Below are 19,981 nucleotides of genomic sequence, written 5' to 3'. Positions count from 1 at the left end.
CACTGTGACATGACGAGAAGTGCGATGCGCGTCTGCCAGGCGCGCCGCATATTATTGCTAGAGGAAGTTTCATGATCCTGGTTACCGGCGGCGCGGGTTTTATCGGTGCCAATTTCGTACTTGACTGGATAGCGGCTTCCGGCGAGGCCGTGCTCAATGTCGACAAGCTGACCTATGCGGGCAACCTGCGTACGCTGGCACCGCTGGACGGGAATCCGGATCATGTGTTCGCCCGTGTCGATATCTGCGATCGCTCGGCACTCGATGCGCTGTTTGCCGAGCACAAGCCACGTGCCGTGATTCACTTTGCCGCCGAAAGCCACGTCGACCGCTCGATCCACGGGCCGGCCGATTTCGTGCAGACCAACGTCGTCGGCACGTTCACGCTGCTCGAAGCGGCGCGTGCGCATTGGAACGGCCTGAGCGATACGGACAAGGCGGCATTCCGCTTTCTCCACGTATCGACCGACGAGGTGTTCGGTTCGCTGTCCGCGACCGATCCGCAATTCTCGGAGACGACCGCGTACGCACCGAACAGCCCCTATTCGGCGACGAAGGCAGGCTCCGATCACCTGGTGCGTGCGTATCATCATACGTACGGCCTCCCGACACTCACGACTAACTGCTCGAACAACTACGGCCCGTACCAGTTCCCGGAGAAGCTGATTCCGCTGATGATCGCGAATGCACTCGCGGGCAAGCCGTTGCCGGTCTACGGCGATGGCCAGAACGTACGCGACTGGCTGTACGTCGGCGATCACTGTAGCGCGATCCGCGAAGTGCTCGCGCGCGGCGTGCCGGGCGAGACGTACAACATCGGCGGCTGGAACGAGAAGAAGAACCTCGACGTCGTGCATACGCTGTGCGATCTGCTCGACGCGGCGCGGCCGAAGGCGACGGGTTCTTATCGCGAGCAGATCACCTACGTGAAGGACCGTCCGGGCCACGACCGCCGTTATGCGATCGATGCGCGCAAGCTCGAGCGCGAGCTCGGCTGGAAGCCTGCCGAGACGTTCGAGACGGGGCTCGCGAAGACCGTGCGCTGGTACCTCGACAACCAGGCATGGGTGGACGACGTCGTGTCGGGCGATTACCGCAAGTGGGTTGAAACGAATTACGCGCAACGCACGTGAGGGTCTGATCGATGGCACGTAAAGGCATTATTCTGGCGGGCGGCTCGGGTACGCGGCTATATCCGATTACCTACTCGGTGTCGAAGCAGCTGCTCCCGGTGTACGACAAGCCGATGATTTACTACCCGCTTTCGACGCTAATGCTCGCGGGCATTCGCGACGTGCTGGTCATTTCGACGCCGGCGGATACGCCGCGCTTCCAGGCGTTGCTGGGCGATGGCTCGAAGTGGGGGATGAACCTGCAGTACGCGGTCCAGCCGTCGCCGGACGGGCTCGCGCAGGCGTTCATCATCGGGCGGGACTTCATCGGCAACGATCCGAGCGCGCTCGTGCTCGGCGACAACATCTTCCACGGCAACGATCTCGCCAAGCAGTTGCTCGCGGCCAACGCACGCACCGATAGCGCGACCGTGTTTGCCTATCACGTGCAGGATCCGGAGCGCTACGGCATCGTCGAATTCGACGACCAGATGCATGCGCTGTCGATCGAGGAGAAGCCGCTCCAGCCGCGCTCGCGCTACGCCGTGACCGGCCTCTATTTCTACGGCAACGACGTGTGCGACATTGCTGCCGACATCAAGCCGTCGGCGCGCGGCGAACTCGAAATCACCGACGTCAATTCCCGTTATCTCGCGGCGGGCAAGCTGCGGGTGGAGATCATGGGGCGCGGCTATGCGTGGCTCGATACCGGCACGCACGATTCGCTGATGGAGGCCGCGGCTTTCATCGCGACCTTGCAGAAGCGCCAGGGCCTCGTGGTCGCGTGTCCGGAGGAAATTGCATACCGAATGGGCTGGATCGATGCCGAGCGCCTGCTGGAACTTGCCGCGCCGCTTGCCAAGAACGGGTACGGGCAATATCTGAAGAACCTACTGACGGACAAGATTCTATGGCAATCACGGTAACTTCCACCGCAATTCCAGACGTCAAGTTGATCGAACCCAGGGTCTTTGGTGACGCTCGCGGGTACTTCTTCGAGAGCTTCAACCAGCGGGAATTCCGTGAGCAGGTTGCAGATGTCGAGTTCGTTCAGGACAACGAGTCGCGCTCCGGCAAATCTGTGCTGCGCGGGATGCACTATCAGATCAGCCATGCGCAGGGCAAGCTGGTCCGCGTCGTCGAAGGCGAAGTGTTCGACGTTGCCGTGGATCTGCGCCGTTCGTCTCCGACATTCGGCAAATGGGTCGGCCGCGTACTGTCCGCGGAAAACCACCTGCAGATGTGGGTGCCGGCCGGATTTGCGCACGGCTTCCTCGTGATGTCCGAGACGGCGACGTTTCAGTACAAGACGACCGATTTCTGGTATCCCGAATTCGAGCGCGTGCTGCTGTGGAACGATGCTCAGGTCGGCATCGACTGGCCGCTCGACGGCGATCCGGTGGTCGCACCGAAGGATCTCGCCGGCACCGTCCTGGCGGATCTGGAGACCTACGCATGAAGATTCTCGTGACGGGGGCGAACGGGCAGGTCGGGTGGGAACTCGTCCGCGCGTTGCAGCCGCTGGGTGAAGTGGTCGCCGCGACGCGTGACGTCGTCGATCTCGGCGACGCGGCTGCCGTCGGTACGTATATCGACGCGCTCGCACCCGATCTCGTGGTCAATGCGGCCGCCTATACGGCGGTGGATCGCGCCGAGGACGAGCCCGATGTCGCGTTCGCGATCAACCGCGACGCGGTGGCCTCGCTCGCGCAGGCCGCCCGCAAGCGCGGCGCATTGCTGATTCATTTCTCGACCGACTATGTGTTCGACGGAAGCAAGCGGACGCCGTACGCCGAAAGCGACGACGTGTGCCCGCTGAACGTCTATGGCGCGAGCAAGCTGGCGGGCGAGCAGGCGATCGCCGAAGCCGGTGGCGACTGGCTCGTGTTCCGCACGTCGTGGGTGTACGCGTCGCGCGGGCAGAATTTCCTGCGCACGATGCTCCGGCTGGGGGCGAGTCGCGAGATGCTGTCCGTCGTCAGCGACCAGTTCGGCGCGCCGACGAGCGCGCGCATGATTGCCGAGCTGACTGCGCATGCGGCGGCGAAAGCGCTTGCCGAGCGTCGGGCGGGATCGTTCTCGAGTGGCCTGTATCACATGACCGCGCGAGGCGCGACGACCTGGCACGCGTTTGCCGAAGCCATTTTCGCCGGCGCCAGACGCCTGTCCCCGCAGATCGACCTGTCGATCCGGGAAGTGCAGCCGATCTCCGCGGCCGAATATCCGGCGAAGACCACGCGTCCGACCTTTTCGGTGCTCGACAACACGCGGTTCGACGAGCGTTTCGGATTGCATCGACCGCAGTGGTCGGACGGGCTTGCGCTCGTCCTTGCGGAACTGTTCGATGCCTGATGCCGCCCAGTCCGGGCGGCGCACATCACAATTCATGCCGCGTCGTGCGTGCGGCATGGCCTAGCTAGAGATTGTCATGCGGGAACTCATTCAACCATCACTTCCCATCTGGCGGCATCGTCGCCTGATCCTCCAAATGGCGCGCCGCGAGGTGGTCGGCCGCTACCGCGGCTCGGTACTCGGCCTGCTGTGGTCGTTCTTCAACCCGCTGCTGCTGTTGACCGTCTACACGTTCGTGTTCAGCGTGATCTTCAAGGCGCGCTGGAATACCGGATCCGATTCGAAGACCGAATTCGCCGTCGTGCTGTTCGTCGGAATGATCATGTTCCAGGTGTTCTCGGAAGCCGTGAACCGTGCGCCGTCGCTCATCATCAGTAACGCGAACTACGTGAAGAAGGTCGTGTTTCCGCTTGAGGTGCTGCCGGTCGTCGCGTTGCTCGTCGCGTTGTTCCATGCCGCGATCAGCTTCTGCGTGCTGGTGCTCGCGATGGTCGTGTTGGGCTTTCCCGTACACGCGACGATCCTCTATTTCCCGCTGATCGTGTTGCCGTTCATCCTATTTACCCTCGGTGTCTGCTGGTTCCTGGCGTCGCTGGGCGTGTTCATTCAGGACATCGGGCAGTCGATCGGGCTCGTGACGACGGTGCTGATGTTCCTGACACCGGTGTTCTATCCGGTGAGTTCGCTGCCGGCCCATTACCAGCGTATCGTCGGGATGAATCCGCTCGCGTTCGTCATCGAGCAAAGCCGCAACGTCGTGATCTTTGGAACCGTGCCGAGCTGGACCGGTGTGTTGTTGATGATGGTCATTAGTGTCGGTGTCGCGGCGCTGGGCTACCAATGGTTTAATCGCACGAGGAAAGGATTCGCAGATGTCCTCTGATCTCGCAGTCAGCGTGAAGGATCTGAGCAAGGTCTTTCATATTTACGATAGCCCGCGCGCGCGCCTGTTGCAGATGCTGTTCGGCGCCCGCAAGCAGTACTACCGGGAATTCTGGGCGCTGCGCGACATTTCGTTCGACATCGCACGTGGTGAGACGGTGGGGATCGTCGGTCACAACGGTTCCGGAAAGTCGACGCTGCTCCAGGTGATCTCGGGGACGCTCGCGCCGAGCGCCGGCAACGTCGAAACGAACGGCAAGGTCGCCGCGCTGCTCGAACTCGGGTCGGGCTTCAACCCCGAATTCACCGGCCGCGAGAACGTGATGCTGTACGGCCAGATTCTCGGGATGAGCGAGGAAGAGCTGGAAGAGAAATATCCGGCGATCGTCGATTTCTCCGAAATCGGCGATTTCGTCAACCAGCCGTTGAAGACCTATTCTTCGGGCATGTACGTGCGCTTGGCTTTCTCGGTCGCGATTCACGTCAACCCGGACATCCTGATCGTCGATGAAGCACTGTCGGTTGGCGACGCGCTGTTCCAGGCGAAGTGCATGGCGGTGATGAAGAAGCTGATGGATCGCGGCACGACGCTGCTGTTCGTCAGCCACGATCCGGGCTCGGTGAAGGCGCTGTGCAACCGCGCAATCCTGCTCGATCACGGCAACATGCTGGCCGTCGGCTCGACGGACCATGTGATCGAATCGTATTACTCCTCCTACGTCCGCAAGAAGCAGCACGTAATCGAGGACGCCGATGTGCCGGCGACGCAGATTGCCGAGCTCGATGCCGACCTCAACGACGGTGCGGACGAGTTCCAGAAGCAGGCGGCGTTCCAGCGCCTCCGCAACGGCCGTGCGAGCTTCGTCAACGTTCAGTTGCTGAACGAACAGGGGCGCGTGACGCGCCAGGTCACATACGGCGACACCGTGACGCTGAGAATGGTCGTAAGCGTCGAGGAAGATCTGCCGCTGCTCGCGTTCGGCTATCACCTGCGCGACAAGAACGGTTTCGATATCGCGTATTCGGACACAGGTCTCGAGCATGCGCATTTGTACGACGTGCACGCGGGCGAAGTCCACGTGGTCGACTGGACGTTCAAGGTGTCGCTGCGCGGCGGTGACTACAGCATCAGCGCGGCGACGTCGGTGCCGACGGACCTGAGCATCGGCCAGGTCGACACGTGCGATCATGTGCCGATCGCCGTGCAGTTCAACGTCTCGCGCGGCACCTACCTGCCGCTGTACGGCGCCGTACATTTCGACAACAAAGTCCAGACGCGGCTGTTGTCGAAGACGGTGGCCTGACGCAGCGTCGGCCGGCAGGGGGTCCGGCGCCGGGGCAGGCGTGCGGATCTGCACGAGGAATCAATCAGGAGCGCCCTATGAGACAAAAGCCGGATGGTTTCGCCAATCCGATCTATGTGACGAGACCGATGTTGCCGCCGCTCGGCGAGTTTACGTCGCAGTTGGAAGACATCTGGGACAGCGCGTGGCTGACGAACGGCGGTGCGAAGCACATCGCGCTGGAGGCGGCACTTGCGAAGCGGCTCGGCGCCCGGCACTTCTCGCTGTTCAACAACGGGACGAGTGCGCTACTCGTCGCCTGCCAGGCACTGCGGCTCGCCGGTGAAGTCATCACGACGCCGTTCACGTTTCCCGCGACGCCGCATGTGCTGCACTGGAACAACGTGACGCCGGTGTTCTGCGACATCGACGAGGAAACGCTGACCATCGACCCGGCGGTGGCGGAAGCAATGATCACGCCGCGGACGACGGGTGTGCTCGGCGTGCACGTCTACGGGATGCCGTGCGACGTGAAGGCGTTCGAGCGCATTCGCGAGCAGTACGGCGTGAAGGTGCTCTACGACGGTGCGCACGCGTTCGGCACAGAAATCGATGGCAAGCCGGTCGCCGAGTTCGGTGACGCGACGATGTACAGCTTCCATGCGACGAAGCTGTTTCACTCGGCCGAGGGAGGCGGGCTAGCGATGGCGGACGAAGCGATGAAGCGGCGCGTCGATCTGCTGAAGAATTTCGGAATTCTGAACGAGACCGAAGTCATCATGCCGGGCACTAACGGCAAGATGAACGAAGTGCAGGCGGCACTGGGTCTCGTCAATCTCGCCCATTACGATGCCGAGCATGCCGCGCGGCAGCGTGTTGCAATGGTGTACCAGAGTCGCCTGGACGAGGTTCCCGGCATCAAGTGCTTCCGGCTGCCGCAGAACGTCAGCCACAGCATGCAGTATTTCATCGTGCGCGTGAACCCGCAGGCATGCGGCGTGTCGCGCGACCAGTTGTACGACACGCTGAAGCAGTTCAACGTGTTTTCGCGGCGCTATTTCTACCCGCTTTGCAGCGAGCACAATTGTTACCGCGCGTTGCCGAGCGCTGATCCTGGCCGCCTGCCGGTTGCGACGCGCGTGTCCCGCGAAGTGCTGGCGTTGCCGCTGTACGGCGAGCTCGGGGAAGACGGGGCGAATCGCATCGTCGACATCATTCAATACATCTGCAATGGCAAACAATAATTATTCGACCGGGGATTCGCGGCCGCGTGTCAGCGTTCTCACGACGTCTTACAACTACGGCAGATTCATCGGGGAGACGATTCGGTCGGTACTGTCCCAGACGTACGCGTCATGGGAACTGATCATTGTCGACGACTGTTCGACCGACGATTCCTGGGAGGTCATCCAGCAGTTCGGCGACCCGCGGATTCGCACGGTGCGCCAGGAGCGCAACCAGGGCGCGTGCGCGGCGTACAACACGGCACTGCGGCTCGCGTCCGGCGAATTCATCGCGAGCCTGGATTCCGACGACGTGTTCGTGCCCGAGAAGCTTGCGGTGCAGGTTGCATTCATGGACGCCCATCCGGATGTCGAGATTTGCGGCAGCTTCATGGCGGAGATCGATGCGTCGAGCCAGCCTGTCGCTGCCGACAAATGCTTTTATGCGCCGTGGTTCAATCAGGACCTCGACCTGAATATGCCCGACAGCTGGGTGTGGGAGAACCATCTGTGCCATTCGACTGTGCTGGTCAGGAAGTCCACGCACGACCGGATCGGTTTTTTCCGGGAAGACCTGACTTACTCGCCGGACTGGGATTTCTGGCTGCGTTCGCTCGCCGGCGGCGCCCGGTTTCATGTGATGAAGGACGCGCTCCTTCTTTACCGTGCGCACGGTGGCAACGTTACGCATCGCAATCGCGACGCGTTGATGTGGGAGTATGCGGACATCTCCGGCCGCGTTGTGCATCCGTACCTCGAGCGGATCGAGCGCTTCGACCTGCTCCGCAAGAGCATGGAGTCGTTCATCGGACGCTTCTTCGAGATCGACGGCAACTGGAGGCGGTTTCTGGAGCTGATCGAGATGCTGCGCGTGTACGACCGTCACGAGGACACGTTCAGGATTCCGCCCCATCTGTTCTTCAATGGCGAACTGAGCGCGTTCGTGATGAGACTCGCATCTGGCTGGTCGCCGCAGGCTTTTGCTGCTGTTCGCGAGCGCCTGTCGAAGCAGGGGGGCGAGTACGATGATCCGGCGCCAGCGGCGGACGCGCAGGCGCTCGAGGGCGCCGCGACGTTTCAACTGCTGATTCGCGGCGAGCGCGACCGCGCGCTTGCCGAACTGGATCAGGCGCGTACCGAGCGCGAGCGCGTTGCAGCGGAACTCGAACACGCGAAGGCGGAGCTGCGTGCCGCGGCCGAGCGGGAAGGGCGGCTCGCCGCCAGCTTGGCCGACGCGCAGACGGAACTCGATCGTGTCAGGGGCACCATCTGGGGCAAGGCGGATAATCTGTACCGGCGCCTGAGCCGATAGTCCGTGCACCAGCGAATGAATCAAGCTATCTAACCATGTCGCGATACCAGCATCTTCTGTACTTTGCCCAACGCGTCTACCATCGCCTGCCGCTGAGCCAGGAGGCGAAGTGGCGCGTTCGCAAGGCCATTTCGCCGGTTATCACGTCGTTGCGTCACGGCAAGTCGATTCGTCAGGCGTTGCACTCGGCGGTCCGTCGCGAACAGTTGCTCGACCATGCGCGCGAGTCACGCCTGCAGCACCTGATGCTCGACCTCGCGCAGCGGGGTGTGCGAAACGTCAGCCACATCATTGCGGTGCCGTTCCTCGGAACGGGGGGCGCAGAGAACGTCGCGCTCAATTTCTCGAAAGCGCTGCGCGAGATCCATCCCGACCGTCAGGTCCTGATCGTCGTCGCCGATCGCGATCTGGTCGACGAGCGCGTCGCGCGAATCGACGGCGTGCATGTGGTCGTCCTGCGCGATTTCACGCACGACGATTCGTACGCGCTGAAGCAGGCGCTCCTGTATGACATGTTGCTGGCGATCCGGCCTGCCGTGGTCCACAACATCAACAGCGAAGTCGCCTGGAACGCGGTCATCTCGCAGGGAAGCCGGCTCAAGGAAGTCATGCGTCTGTTCGCCAGCATTTTTGCGTTCCAGTTCGCCGAGGACGGAAAGAGCAAGATCGGCTACGCGGCCTATTTCCTGCAGCCGGGGCTGCCGGCGCTGACCGCGTTGCTGTCCGACAACCAGCGCTTCGTGACCGATGCGCGCGCCGAATACAACCTCGGGCAGCAGGGCGAAAAACTGCACGCGGTGTACAACCCCAGCCGCATGGCGACCGATGGATGGAAGGCACGCGCGCTCGCACGCATCGCGAGCCGCGGACAGGATCTGGCGGGGCAACGCCCGGCGTTTCTGTGGGCGGGGCGGCTCGACAAGGAGAAGCGTGTCGACCTGCTACTGGCGCTCGTGCACGCATGCCCGCACGTCGACTTCTATGTCTATGGCCAGGCGGTCGTGAATGTCAGCGAGCAGCTTCCCGATCTCGCCAATCTGCATCTGATGGGGCCGTTCACGTCTCCGGAAGAGCTTGTGCGCGAACGCGCATACACGGGCTTCATCTTCACGTCGAAGTGGGAAGGCATGCCGAACATCCTGCTCGAGATCGGGACGTTGGGTGTGCCGATCATCGCTCCGTCGGTCGGCGGCGTGGGCGAGCTGATATCGGATTCGACCGGATATCCGCTGTCCGAGAAGCCGGAGGTCGCGGATTATCGCGCGGCGATGGAGTCAGTCATTTCGAATTCGCAGGAAGTCGAAACGCGCGCCCGCGCGCTTGTCGAGCTGATCGACGGGCGCCATACGTGGCAGCGCTTCGTCGAGCATGTCAAGGAGTTGGAAGGTTATGGGATCTGACCGGAAAGAATCGGGCGCTGACGATTCGCGTGATTCGTCGTTGCCGCTCGTATCGGTGGTAATCCCGTGTTTCAATCAGGCACAGTATCTGAACGAATCGATCTCGTCGGTTCGCGACGCGTATCGCGGGCCGCTGGAGATCATCGTCGTCGACGACGGCAGCACGGCACCCAGGACCGACATCCATCTGCGTGCGGCACAAGCGCTGTCGCCCGCGGTGCGGGTGATTTCGCAGCAGAACGCGGGGCTTTCGGGCGCGCGCAACACGGGTATCGCCGCCGCGACCGGCGAATTCGTGCAATTGCTGGATGCGGACGACCTCATCGTTCCCCCGAAGCTCGACCTGCAGGTTGCGCATTTCCAGGTGGCAAATGCGCTCGACGTATCGGTATCCAACTTCCTGCTGTGCGACGATACGCGTTCGGTCTTTTCGAAAAACGATGAAGCGATCGCGCATTCGGCGCTCGACCTGTCTGATTTTCTATACAAATGGGAACGCGGCTTCGCGATTCCGATCCACTGCGCGCTGTTTCGCCGAACCGTGCTGATGGACACGCCGTTCGACACGTCCGCGCGCGCGAAGGAAGACTGGTTGTTCTGGTGCAGCCTGAGCGCGCGCGGCGCGCGCATGGCCTACCTCAACGCACACAATGCGATTTACCGGCAGCATGCGCAAAGCATGCGCCGGTCGTACGTGAAGATGGGAAAGAGCTGGCTGCATGCAGCCGCCAAGATCGACGCGATGGTGTCCGCGCGCGAACCGGCGTTTTTCGAATCCGCGGTCGACTGGTTCGAGAATTTCTATCGGAAGCATCCGGCGTACGTCGAGGAAATCGCGCAGTTGCGCAGTCATGTGCATGAAACCGCATCGAGTGCAGCCGCGCCGCCGGTCGCTCCCGCCGATCTGCACGCGCAGAAGCTTGCGCAACTGCAGGCTGCCATCGCGAAGATGCCGACGTCGTCAGCACCGCTGATCAGCGTCGTGATTCCGGCATACAACCATTTCGACTACATCGACGGCTGCCTGCTGTCCGTGATCGAACAGCGGGACGTCGCATTCGAGATCATCTGCGTCGATGACCGTTCTCCCGATGCACGCACGACTGCCCTGCTGTGTGCGCTGCAGGGCAGTCACCCCAACGTGCGGATCGTCCTCAACGTCGAAAACAAGGGTATTTCGCGCACGCAGAACGAAGCGGTCGAACAGGCGGCCGGAGAGTACATCGCGTTCGTCGATTGCGACGACGCACTGGCGCCAGGCGCGCTGTCCCGCGTCGCGCAGGTACTGGCGCAGGGGCAACCGTGCGACTATTTGTTCACCGACCGGTTCGACATCGATGAAAGCGGCGACGAGATCCGGCGTGCAGATTACGGCGGCTATCCGACCATTGCGTTCAGGAACGACGCGAGCATCAAGGACGATCTGCTCGACGGCATGGTCGCGTCGCATCTGAAGGTGATTCGGCGCAGCGCGTATCTGCAGTCCGGCGGGTCGGTCGATGCCTATTCCGGCATCCAGGACTGGGAACTGGCGCTGAAGATTGCGGAGTTCGGCCGCTTCCGGTATCTGCACGAGCCGCTCTATCGGCACCGGATCCATACGCGGTCCGTCACGTCGTCGGACAGTGTCGGCCAGTTCAGGAGGACCAATATTGTCCGACGGCAGTTTGCCAGCAGATGGCTTTACGACGGGCGCGAACGAACCGGGCCGGTCACGCGTTTTTCGAGCGACGCGAAGTCGATGCCGTCGATCGAACAACTGAAGGAGGCGTGGCGGCAGGGACGTCAATGCGAGATGTTCGTTGCCGCGGATGCGCCGCCACCTGTGCTCAATTTTCTGCGGGAATTCAATTCGTACTTCGATCGCATCGTGTGGGCGAGCGCCGAAACCTATGCGGGCCTGCTCGGGTATGTGGAGTCTGGCGTGATGGTGGCACCGGGGCAGGCGTAGCGCGACCGGCCTGAGCGGGCCGGCGCGCTGTGTAGCTTACGCCGGCCGCTTTACCATCGGCGCAGCCGGGTTGCCGACCACGGTCGTACCCGGCGGCACGTCCTTGGTCACGACGGCGCCCATGCCGACTACCGCGCCCTTGCCGATCGTCAGCGGTTTGTCGGGCGTTCCCTGCTTCAACACTGCACCGGTGCCGATATAGGCATCGTCTTCGATCACGATCCGGCCGTTACAGGCGACGCGCGGCGCGAACGTGACGAAATCACCGATCACGCAATCGTGAGCAACGTAACTGTAGATATTGCACTGGAAATGCCGGCCGATTCGGATATCCGACGTGCACATCGAAAAATCGCAGAAGACTGCACCTTCGCCGGCCTCGACGTTATCGAGCGATACATGCGTGCCGGCTGACAGCGAACCGAACGCGAGGCCTTCGCTTTCGCAGCGCCGGGCCAGTGCACGTCGGGCGGCAGATGAACCGAGCGACACGACGACCGCACGATCGCGGTGTTCCGGCGAGATGAGCGCATCGAAGGAAATGACTTCAACGCCATTCTGGACGGTGCCGATTTCCGACGGCGTGTCGGAGACGAAGACGATTCCGGATGCCGATCCGACACCGGCTCGGGCCAGATGTTGTCGTGCCAGCGGCAGAATCTCGCGCCCGAACCCGCCGCAGCCGTAAATAGCGATTCGCTTCATCATTCACTCCGGTCTGAATGGGGGCAGTCTAACGGTAGCGGCGCACGACGGACAACCTCATTGGCGGGCGACCTCATTATGCGGGGCGCGGCCGCGGCCGGCGCGTTGCAGGGGCTGGCCTCGGCCCGTCGGTTACTTCCTCGTAAACGGCCGCATGATCGCCCGCAGCAGCGGGCCGAGCACCGGAATCCGATGCAGGCGCAGATACGCACGATAGACGATGAAAATGCGTGCGCGCTGAAACGCGACCCACTGGTTCGCGTATTGCCGCAGTTCGACAGACTCGCTTCTGAGGACGTCGGCTTCGCGTGCATGGGCGAGCAGCTTCGCCCGTGCGTCCGCGAGTTCGCGCCTCAAGCGACGCAGTTCTTCCTGGTTTTCCGCGGATGAAGCAATCTGGCCGGCGGGCGCTTGGGCAGGCGGGTGGGATTCTTGATGGGAGGCATTCATACCGAATATCCGCTGAATGTTTGCGACGTACTGTGCGTCGCCATGCTTGTCGTGAACGTAGTCGGACGCACACTTCGACAGCGCTCTGAGCAGATCGGGTTGGGCGTACAGGTGCTCGATGGCTTCGCGATACGCGTCAACGGCTTCGCCGAGGTCGTTCGATGCCTCGATGAGGATGCCGGTCTCGCCGTCGAGCACGGCTTCGCCGATACCGCCGATGTTCGGCGCGATGACCGGGAGCCCCGAGCCCATCGCTTCGAGAATGACGTTCGGCAATCCGTCGAACCACGACGTATAGACGAGCGCGTCGTACTCGTGCAGCGGAAGATCCGCAAACGCCGAAAACGGCCCCTTGTAACTTGCACCGGCCAGGTCGACTTCGAATCCCGGCGTGATGCCGCCGTACAGGTCGAGGGTGATGCCGGTGCCGCTTTGCGCGAAGTATTTCGACAGCGCGACGGCCAGTTGCGGCCGTTTCTGGCCATCCAGCCGCGACGCCCACAGCAGGCGACGACGTGGTGCCGCGTGGAGCGTCGGTTCCTTGACGCCGTGCAGCAGCGCGGGGAGGTTGTTCCAGCAGGACGCGCTGGCGCCGAAGATGAATTCGTCGTCGACGACCGTCTGTCCGTTGTCGGTGACGATCCGCGTGATGTGCTGGATATTGTTCGTCAGGAACTCGACCGCGCCGCCCGAGATGATCGAGACGTCGTCTTCGTAGACACGCGTGTCGCAGAACCGGTAGTACGTGACGTCGCGTCCGCTGAACTGTGCGAAATGGCGGCTCAGCATGCGATGCGAAAACACGCATGCGCGAACATGCAGCCGGGCGTCCGGCGCCGCGGCGCGAATCACGCGTGCGGTGATGCGATCGCGCTGGCGGTCGTCGAGCTTCTTGCCGAGCACCGCAACGTCGACGAAGATCGCCGTGTCAGGCAGCCGCGACAGCCACGCGTGCTTCTCCATCGGCTCGCCGGACAGCACGAGGATGCGCTTCGACGCGCCGCATGCCAGCAGGCCGTTCATCACGTCGAGAATGTAGCGCTCCGCGCCGCCGGCGGGCAGGAAAGGGATCAGGAACACGTCCGTGATCGGGCCGGCGTCGCGAATGGCCTCGCACATCTCGTAGTAGACCGCGGACGGTTCGGGCGTCGACCACATCGCGCTCGTCTGGCTGCCGTGCCGCAGCGAGAGCGTGTCGACGGCCGGGTCGATCCGGTTGGCTGCCTCGGTCATGTCCGACAGCAGCCGGCTGCCGAGAAACTTCTGCTTGACGTCGTACCATGGCGGCAGCATGCGTTCGCCGGCGCGATACGCACGATAGTCGTCCGCGAACACGCGCAGGTAAGTGGCAGGGTCGAACAGGTCGGTATCCGGCGTTTCGAGCTCGACGCTCTGGTTGCGCGCGGTAGCCATGATGCTCTGCTGGCGCTGGCGATAGTAAAGAACGGTGTCGGGGATGTAGTGCGCCTTCATCCCGAGTGCGATCGCACACGAATTGAAGTGCCAGTCCTCGAATGCGTGGCCGCGTTGCGTGTCGCAGTGAACGTACTTGAGGCGATCGAACGTCGATCGATGGAAGAACACGCGCGACACGTACGGATGGATGTCCGCAAGCAGGAACGGCATCAGGTCCGCTTCGCCGTATTCGGTAATGAAGTACATTGAACCGAATGCGATCAGGTACTGCGGGAACAGCAGCGCATCGTTGCCGTACTGCTTTGCGGCGGCCAGCGCTTCGACGAAGAAGTTGAACGATACGAGATCGTCGGCATCGGCCGTGGCGAAATATTCGCCTTGCGCGATCTCGCAGCCGGAGTTTCTGCTCAGACCCAGCGAGCGGTTCGACACCTCGATCGTCTGGACTCCGTCGAAACTGGAGAGGTCAGCCGCCGCGATGACGGATCGGGTCGCTTCGTTCGGGTTATCAAGGACGACGACAATTTCCAGGGTGATACCGCGGGCTCTTGCGAAGTCTGCCGCTTCAGCCAGGGACCGGAGCGTCCGGTTGATGATGCCGCCCTCATTGTGAGCGTTGAGAATCACCGAAATATCAAACATAAGGTGCAGCTGCCGGGATGCGTATCGAGGTGACGCATTATATACAGAAGCATTTGGCGTTTCGGCGCCGGCCGGAGCTTGTCGGAGTGAAGCCGCGGGCCCCTGCCTTGTGGCCCTTTTTTCTACCGGAATGCCCGTGGGGCGCGCTGCCACGGCATAATTGCTACAAATGGCAATCCCGGTTGCGCGCGCAAGCGTGGCTGCGCACACTGGCGAATGCACCTCCGCGTCAAACGTTAACGATAGTCAGCACGTGACATCTCCTCCGCAAGCATTCTCTCGCTCCGCGCATTCCGTCGACGAAGTCCTGTCGATTTCCATCGTGACGTACCACCCCGACGAGGCGCTCCTCGCCCGTACGTTCTCCAGTCTCCGCGCGGCGTGTGCGCGTCTCCAGGCCGCGCGCGGCGGCAGCGCGATCAGCGTGTGCGTGGTCGATAACGGCGGCTTGCCGGATCTCGCGGCGGAACTCGCCGCGTTCGGGCAGGCCGACATCGTGTGCAGCGTGCTGTCCGGACACGGCAACGTCGGCTACGGACGCGGGCACAATCTCGCGATCGAAGCGGCGCGCAGCCGCTATCACCTGATCCTGAACCCCGACATCGACCTCGAGCCGGATGCGCTCGTGCGGGCGCTCGATTTTCTCGATACGCATCCCGAAGCAGGCTTGCTGTCGCCGCGCATCGGCGACGATTCGGGCCGGATCCAGTATCTGTGCCGCCGCTATCCGGCGCTGGTGGATCTCGTAGTCAGGGGCTTCCTGCCGCCAGCCCTGCGCCCGCCGTTCGAGCGCCGGCTGGCCAGCTACGAGATGCGCGACCGCATCAACGAAACGGACGTCGTGTGGGATCCGCCGATCGTCAGCGGCTGCTTCATGCTGTTCCGTACTGATGTGCTCGCGCGCCTGCAGGGCTTCGATCCGCGCTATTTCCTGTACTTCGAGGATTACGACCTCAGCTTGCGGACCGGCAAGTGCGCGCGTACCGTCTACGTGCCGCTCGCGCGCGTGATCCACCACGGCGGCGGCGCGTCCCGCAAGGGTTCCGCGCATATCCGCATGTTCGCGGCCTCGGCGTTCAAGTTCTACAACCGTTTCGGCTGGAGGCTTTGGTGACCCGCATCGTCGTGACGGGCGCGAACGGCTTTGTCGGCCGCGCGGTTTGCCGGCTGGCGCTCGCGGCAGGACATACGGTCACGGCGCTGGTGCGCCGTCCCGGTGGGTGCGTCGATGGGGTTCGCGAATGGGTGCACGACGCGCCGGATTTCGCCGGCCTCGCGGACGCGTGGCCGGCCGATCTCGACGCCGACTGCGTGATCCACCTGGCTGCGCGCGTTCACGTGATGCGCGACGAGTCGCCCGATCCGGATGCCGCGTTCGAGGCGACCAACGTCGCGGGGACGCTGCGCGTGGCCGAGGCGGCGCGCGTGCACGGCGCCCGCCGCTTCGTGTTTGCCAGCAGCATCAAGGCGGTCGGCGAGGGCGATTGCGGCGTGCCGCTCGCGGAAGACGTGGCGCCCGCGCCGCAGGATCCATACGGGCGTTCGAAATGGCGCGCGGAACAGGCGCTTGCGCAATTGGGGGCGCGCGCGGGTATCGATGTGGTCGTCGTCCGTCCGCCGCTCGTCTACGGCCCCGGCGTGCGCGCGAACTTCCTGCGGATGATGGACGCCGTGTCGCGAGGGCTGCCGCTTCCGCTGGGCGCGATCGCGGCGCGTCGCAGCCTCGTCTACGTCGACAATCTCGCGGATGCGCTGCTGCGCTGCGCGATCGATCCACGCGCGGCTGGGGAATGCTTCCACGTCGCCGACGACGATGCGCCGTCGGTCACGGGTCTGTTATGTCTGGTCGGCGACGCACTCGGCAAGCCGGCGCGCCTGCTGGCGGTCCCGCCGGCCATGCTGCGTGCCGTCGGCAGGCTGACCGGCAGTAGCGCTGCGGTCGACCGTCTGACCGGCAGCCTACAGCTCGATACAGGTCGGATCGGGCGTGTGCTGGGCTGGCAACCACCGTATACGACACGGGAAGGCCTCGAAGCGACCGCCGCATGGTATCGTTCGCGCGATACACAACAATAGCCGACATGCATTTCCCGATATCCACGTGGCCTGGTGTGATTGCGGTGGCGCTGGTCGCCGCCATCGCGTCAACGGCGATCTTGCGCGTACTGCTCACGACCGGCCTCGCATGGCGCCTTGCCACGGACATTCCGAACGATCGTTCGCTCCATACGCTGCCGACACCGCGCGTCGGCGGATGGGGCATCGTGCCCGTGTGCGTTATCGCGCTGCTGGCGCTTGCGCCGGCGTTGTGGCTGATCGCTGCCGCTGCCGCCGGGCTGGCCGCGATGTCGCAAATCGACGATCGGCGCGGGTTGCCCGCCCGCGTACGCTTCTCGGCTCATCTTGCGGCAGTGGTTGCGCTGATCGTCGCCTATCCAGTCGAGGCGCCCTGGTGGCTGCTCGTCGGCGTCGGCTTCGTGATGGTCTGGCTGACGAACCTGTACAACTTCATGGACGGCGCCGATGGCCTCGCGGGCGGTATGGCCCTGTTTGGCTTCGGGGCATACGCGATCGCGGCGCTGACCGGTGCGAACCCGTCGCCGGAGCTCGCTGTGGCTGGCGCGGGCATAGCCGGTGCGGCGCTCGGCTTCCTGTTCCTCAACTTCCATCCGGCCCGTCTGTTTCTCGGCGACGCAGGTTCGATCCCGCTCGGATTTCTGGCCGGCGCGCTCGGCTACTGGGGATGGCGTACCGATGTCTGGCCGATCTGGTTTCCGGCGCTGGTGTTCGCCCCCTTTATTGCTGACGCATCTGTAACACTTTTGAGACGTCTGTTACGTGGAGAGAGGTTCTGGCAGGCCCATCGGGAGCATTATTATCAAAGGATGGTCCGCTCAGGGGTAGGTCACCGCCGGACCGCGCTATATTGGTACCTCATCATGCTCGCAGGCATAATCGTCGCCGTGTGGGCAAAGGACCGCCCTGAACAGCAGCAATGGCTATTGTTTATTGCATGGTATGGCGTCCTCGCATGCATCGGATGGGTAATCGACGTGCGCTGGCGCCGATTTCAGTCGGCCGCCGAAAATAACTCTTGAGGTTTCCCGCCGATGTTGCGATCCAAAGCATCATGGCTTTCGCTGAGTGCTTTCCTGTTTGACGTGACGGCGGTTGCTGCCGCATGGTTGTTCGCCTATCTCGTCCGATTCAACGGAAGCGTTCCGCCTGATTTCCTGGGCGGCGCGCTGACGGCGCTTGTCTGGGTATTGCCGGTCTATGCGTTGATGTTCCACGTGTTCGGCTTGTACCGTGGGCTGTGGGTATTCGCGAGCCTCCCAGACCTTGTGCGAATCTCGAAAGCGGTAATCGGCGGCGGTGTGATTGTGATGATTGGGGCTGTGATGTTCCAGCCGTCACCGATCATCCCGCGCTCGGTACTGCTCGTCTCGCCGCTGATGTTGTTCCTCGCGATGGGGGGCGCGCGCGCGTTGTATCGTGCGACGAAGGAGTTCTACCTGTACGGCGGGCTGGTCGGGCAGGGCAAGCCAGTGCTCGTGCTGGGTGCCGGTACAGCAGGCGCGAGCCTGGCGCGCGAGCTCTCGCGTTCGGGCGAGTGGCGCCTCGTCGGTCTGCTCGACGACGACGTCACCAAGCAGGGCCGCGAGATCTACGGTTACAAGGTGCTTGGCTCATTCAACGACCTGAAGCATTGGACCGACGCGATGAAGGTCGAATACGCGATTATCGCGATTCCGTCGGCGTCCGTCGAAACGCAGCGCCGGGTAGCGACGCTATGCGTGCGTGCCGGTGTGAAGGCGATGGTGCTGCCGTCGCTGACCGCGCTGATGCCGGGGCAGGGTTTTTTGTCCCAAGTGCGTAATATCGACCTCGAGGATCTGCTCGGCCGAGATGCAGTGACGATCGACACGCCGCACGTCGAGGCGCTGCTGCGCGGCCGTGTCGTGATGGTAACGGGCGCGGGCGGCTCGATTGGCTCGGAGCTGTGTCGGCAGATTCTCCGTTTCGCACCTGCGCAACTGGTCGCGTTCGACCTATCCGAATATGCGATGTACCGGCTCGCCGAGGAACTGCGGGAACGCTTCCCCGACCAGCCGGTGATACCGATCATCGGCGACGCAAAGGATTCGCTATTGCTGGATCAGGTGATGTCGCGTTACGCGCCGCATATCGTATTCCACGCGGCGGCATACAAGCACGTACCCCTGATGGAAGAGCACAACGCATGGCAGGCGCTGCGCAATAACGTGCTTGGCACGTATCGCGTCGCGCGTTCGGCGATCCGCCACGACGTGCGCCACTTTGTGCTGATCTCGACCGACAAGGCCGTCAATCCGACCAATGTGATGGGTGCGAGCAAGCGTCTCGCCGAGATGGCTTGCCAAGCGTTGCAACAGACGAGTGCACGCACGCAGTTCGAGACGGTGCGTTTCGGCAACGTACTCGGTAGCGCAGGCAGCGTGATTCCGAAGTTCCAGCAGCAGATATCAAAAGGTGGCCCGGTGACGGTCACACATCCGGAGATCACGCGCTTCTTCATGACGATTCCTGAGGCGTCGCAACTCGTACTGCAAGCGTCGAGCATGGGGCGCGGCGGCGAGATCTTCATTCTCGACATGGGTGAGCCCGTCAAGATCGTCGATCTCGCACGTGATCTGATCCGCCTATACGGATTCTCGGAGGGGCAGATTCGGATCGAGTTCTCGGGTCTGCGACCTGGCGAGAAGCTCTACGAGGAACTGCTTGCGGACGATGAGACGACCACTCGTACACCGCATCCAAAGCTGCGAATAGCTCAAGCACGAGAAGTGGCGGACCATCTGCTTGATGAACTATTGCCGTGGCTGATGCAGCACCGCGTTCTGAGCGATGACGAGGTTAGGCGGGATTTGCGGCGTTGGGTGCCGGAATATCAGACGGCCGTTGTTCCTGTACTGCAGAGCGTGCCGACGGCGATGCGAGCAGTATCGAACGAATGACAGCCATCTTGCTGACCGCGACGCCGCAGCCTCAAGCCAGAGCGGCACCACTGGTGAGTTGATATGCTCGTGTGCCGCGAATATAGGCGGCTTCATGAAGCATATCCGATCTGGCCAAACGACCTCTTCGAATAGATATGCCGCCGGGACGGTAAGCCAAGCGCCGGCCCGGCAGACCAGCTTACTCCACCGTCACCGACTTCGCGAGGTTGCGCGGCTTGTCGACATCGGTGCCGCGCGCGCACGCGGTGTGATA

General features: G+C 62.8%; 16 protein-coding genes. 14 read left to right on the top strand and 2 right to left on the bottom strand.

Annotated features, from left to right (window positions below):
• The first annotated feature begins 71 nt into the window (after positions 1-71).
• The 10 genes from rfbB (at position 72) to DIE15_RS30665 (ending at position 11,515) form a co-directional block, all read left to right on the top strand.
• Positions 72-1,133, top strand: a complete 1,062-nt coding sequence (gene rfbB, locus DIE15_RS30710; protein ID WP_057926123.1) for a dTDP-glucose 4,6-dehydratase — start codon at positions 72-74, stop codon at positions 1,131-1,133.
• 11 nt (positions 1,134-1,144) lie between these two features.
• Positions 1,145-2,038: a glucose-1-phosphate thymidylyltransferase RfbA gene (rfbA, locus tag DIE15_RS30705; RefSeq protein WP_057926122.1), complete on the top strand. Its 894-nt coding sequence runs from the start codon at positions 1,145-1,147 to the stop codon at positions 2,036-2,038.
• Positions 2,023-2,571 carry a dTDP-4-dehydrorhamnose 3,5-epimerase gene (rfbC, locus tag DIE15_RS30700; protein WP_057926121.1) on the top strand — a complete coding sequence of 183 codons (549 nt, stop codon included), beginning with the start codon at positions 2,023-2,025 and terminating at the stop codon, positions 2,569-2,571. Before rfbA ends, rfbC begins: the two co-directional genes overlap by 16 nt.
• A complete protein-coding gene (gene rfbD, locus DIE15_RS30695) occupies positions 2,568-3,464 on the top strand; it encodes a dTDP-4-dehydrorhamnose reductase (RefSeq protein WP_057926120.1) in 897 nt (298 codons plus the stop codon). The genes rfbC and rfbD overlap by 4 nt, the downstream gene beginning before the upstream one ends.
• Positions 3,465-3,540: 76 nt before the next feature.
• Entirely contained in the window at positions 3,541-4,347 is an 807-nt protein-coding gene (locus DIE15_RS30690; RefSeq protein WP_057926119.1) for an ABC transporter permease, read from the top strand.
• Positions 4,337-5,650, top strand: a complete 1,314-nt coding sequence (locus DIE15_RS30685; protein WP_124835113.1) for an ABC transporter ATP-binding protein — start codon at positions 4,337-4,339, stop codon at positions 5,648-5,650. The genes DIE15_RS30690 and DIE15_RS30685 overlap by 11 nt, the downstream gene beginning before the upstream one ends.
• A 77-nt stretch (positions 5,651-5,727) precedes the next feature.
• On the top strand, positions 5,728-6,873 hold the full coding sequence (locus tag DIE15_RS30680) for a DegT/DnrJ/EryC1/StrS aminotransferase family protein (protein ID WP_057926117.1): 1,146 nt from the start codon (positions 5,728-5,730) through the stop codon (positions 6,871-6,873).
• A complete protein-coding gene (locus tag DIE15_RS30675; RefSeq protein WP_057926116.1) occupies positions 6,860-8,164 on the top strand; it encodes a glycosyltransferase in 1,305 nt (434 codons plus the stop codon). Before DIE15_RS30680 ends, DIE15_RS30675 begins: the two co-directional genes overlap by 14 nt.
• A 35-nt stretch (positions 8,165-8,199) precedes the next feature.
• Positions 8,200-9,564, top strand: a complete 1,365-nt coding sequence (locus tag DIE15_RS30670) for a glycosyltransferase family 4 protein (RefSeq protein ID WP_057926115.1) — start codon at positions 8,200-8,202, stop codon at positions 9,562-9,564.
• Positions 9,554-11,515 (top strand): glycosyltransferase family 2 protein, encoded by a 1,962-nt coding sequence (locus DIE15_RS30665; RefSeq protein WP_124835112.1) that lies wholly within the window; start codon positions 9,554-9,556, stop codon positions 11,513-11,515. The genes DIE15_RS30670 and DIE15_RS30665 overlap by 11 nt, the downstream gene beginning before the upstream one ends.
• Positions 11,516-11,551: 36 nt before the next feature.
• On the opposite strand, the gene DIE15_RS30660 is transcribed toward DIE15_RS30665, so the two are convergent.
• Both DIE15_RS30660 and DIE15_RS30655 read right to left on the bottom strand, forming a co-directional pair.
• Positions 11,552-12,220: a NeuD/PglB/VioB family sugar acetyltransferase gene (locus DIE15_RS30660; protein ID WP_057926219.1), complete on the bottom strand. Its 669-nt coding sequence runs from the start codon at positions 12,218-12,220 to the stop codon at positions 11,552-11,554.
• Between the two features lie 132 nt (positions 12,221-12,352).
• A complete protein-coding gene (locus tag DIE15_RS30655; RefSeq protein WP_124835111.1) occupies positions 12,353-14,938 on the bottom strand; it encodes a glycosyltransferase in 2,586 nt (861 codons plus the stop codon).
• Positions 14,939-14,981: 43 nt separating this feature from the next.
• Between DIE15_RS30655 and DIE15_RS30650 the strand changes: the two genes are divergently transcribed.
• Genes DIE15_RS30650 through DIE15_RS30635 form a run of 4 tightly spaced genes read left to right on the top strand, consistent with a single transcriptional unit; the run spans position 14,982 to position 19,725 of the window.
• Positions 14,982-15,842 (top strand): glycosyltransferase family 2 protein, encoded by an 861-nt coding sequence (locus DIE15_RS30650; protein WP_057928634.1) that lies wholly within the window; start codon positions 14,982-14,984, stop codon positions 15,840-15,842.
• Positions 15,839-16,804 (top strand): SDR family oxidoreductase, encoded by a 966-nt coding sequence (locus DIE15_RS30645; protein ID WP_057928641.1) that lies wholly within the window; start codon positions 15,839-15,841, stop codon positions 16,802-16,804. Before DIE15_RS30650 ends, DIE15_RS30645 begins: the two co-directional genes overlap by 4 nt.
• Positions 16,805-16,809: 5 nt before the next feature.
• Positions 16,810-17,826, top strand: coding sequence for a glycosyltransferase family 4 protein (locus tag DIE15_RS30640; RefSeq protein WP_242431894.1), 1,017 nt, complete (start codon positions 16,810-16,812; stop codon positions 17,824-17,826).
• 12 nt (positions 17,827-17,838) lie between these two features.
• Positions 17,839-19,725 (top strand): nucleoside-diphosphate sugar epimerase/dehydratase, encoded by a 1,887-nt coding sequence (locus DIE15_RS30635; protein ID WP_124835110.1) that lies wholly within the window; start codon positions 17,839-17,841, stop codon positions 19,723-19,725.
• Positions 19,726-19,981 lie beyond the last annotated feature (256 nt).

Source organism: Burkholderia sp. Bp9031, assembly GCF_003857965.1.
GTDB classification, from domain to species: Bacteria; Pseudomonadota; Gammaproteobacteria; order Burkholderiales; family Burkholderiaceae; genus Burkholderia; species Burkholderia ambifaria_A.
The sequence above is the reverse complement of the archived record's forward strand: the minus strand, read 5'-3'. Positions and strand labels throughout refer to the sequence as shown.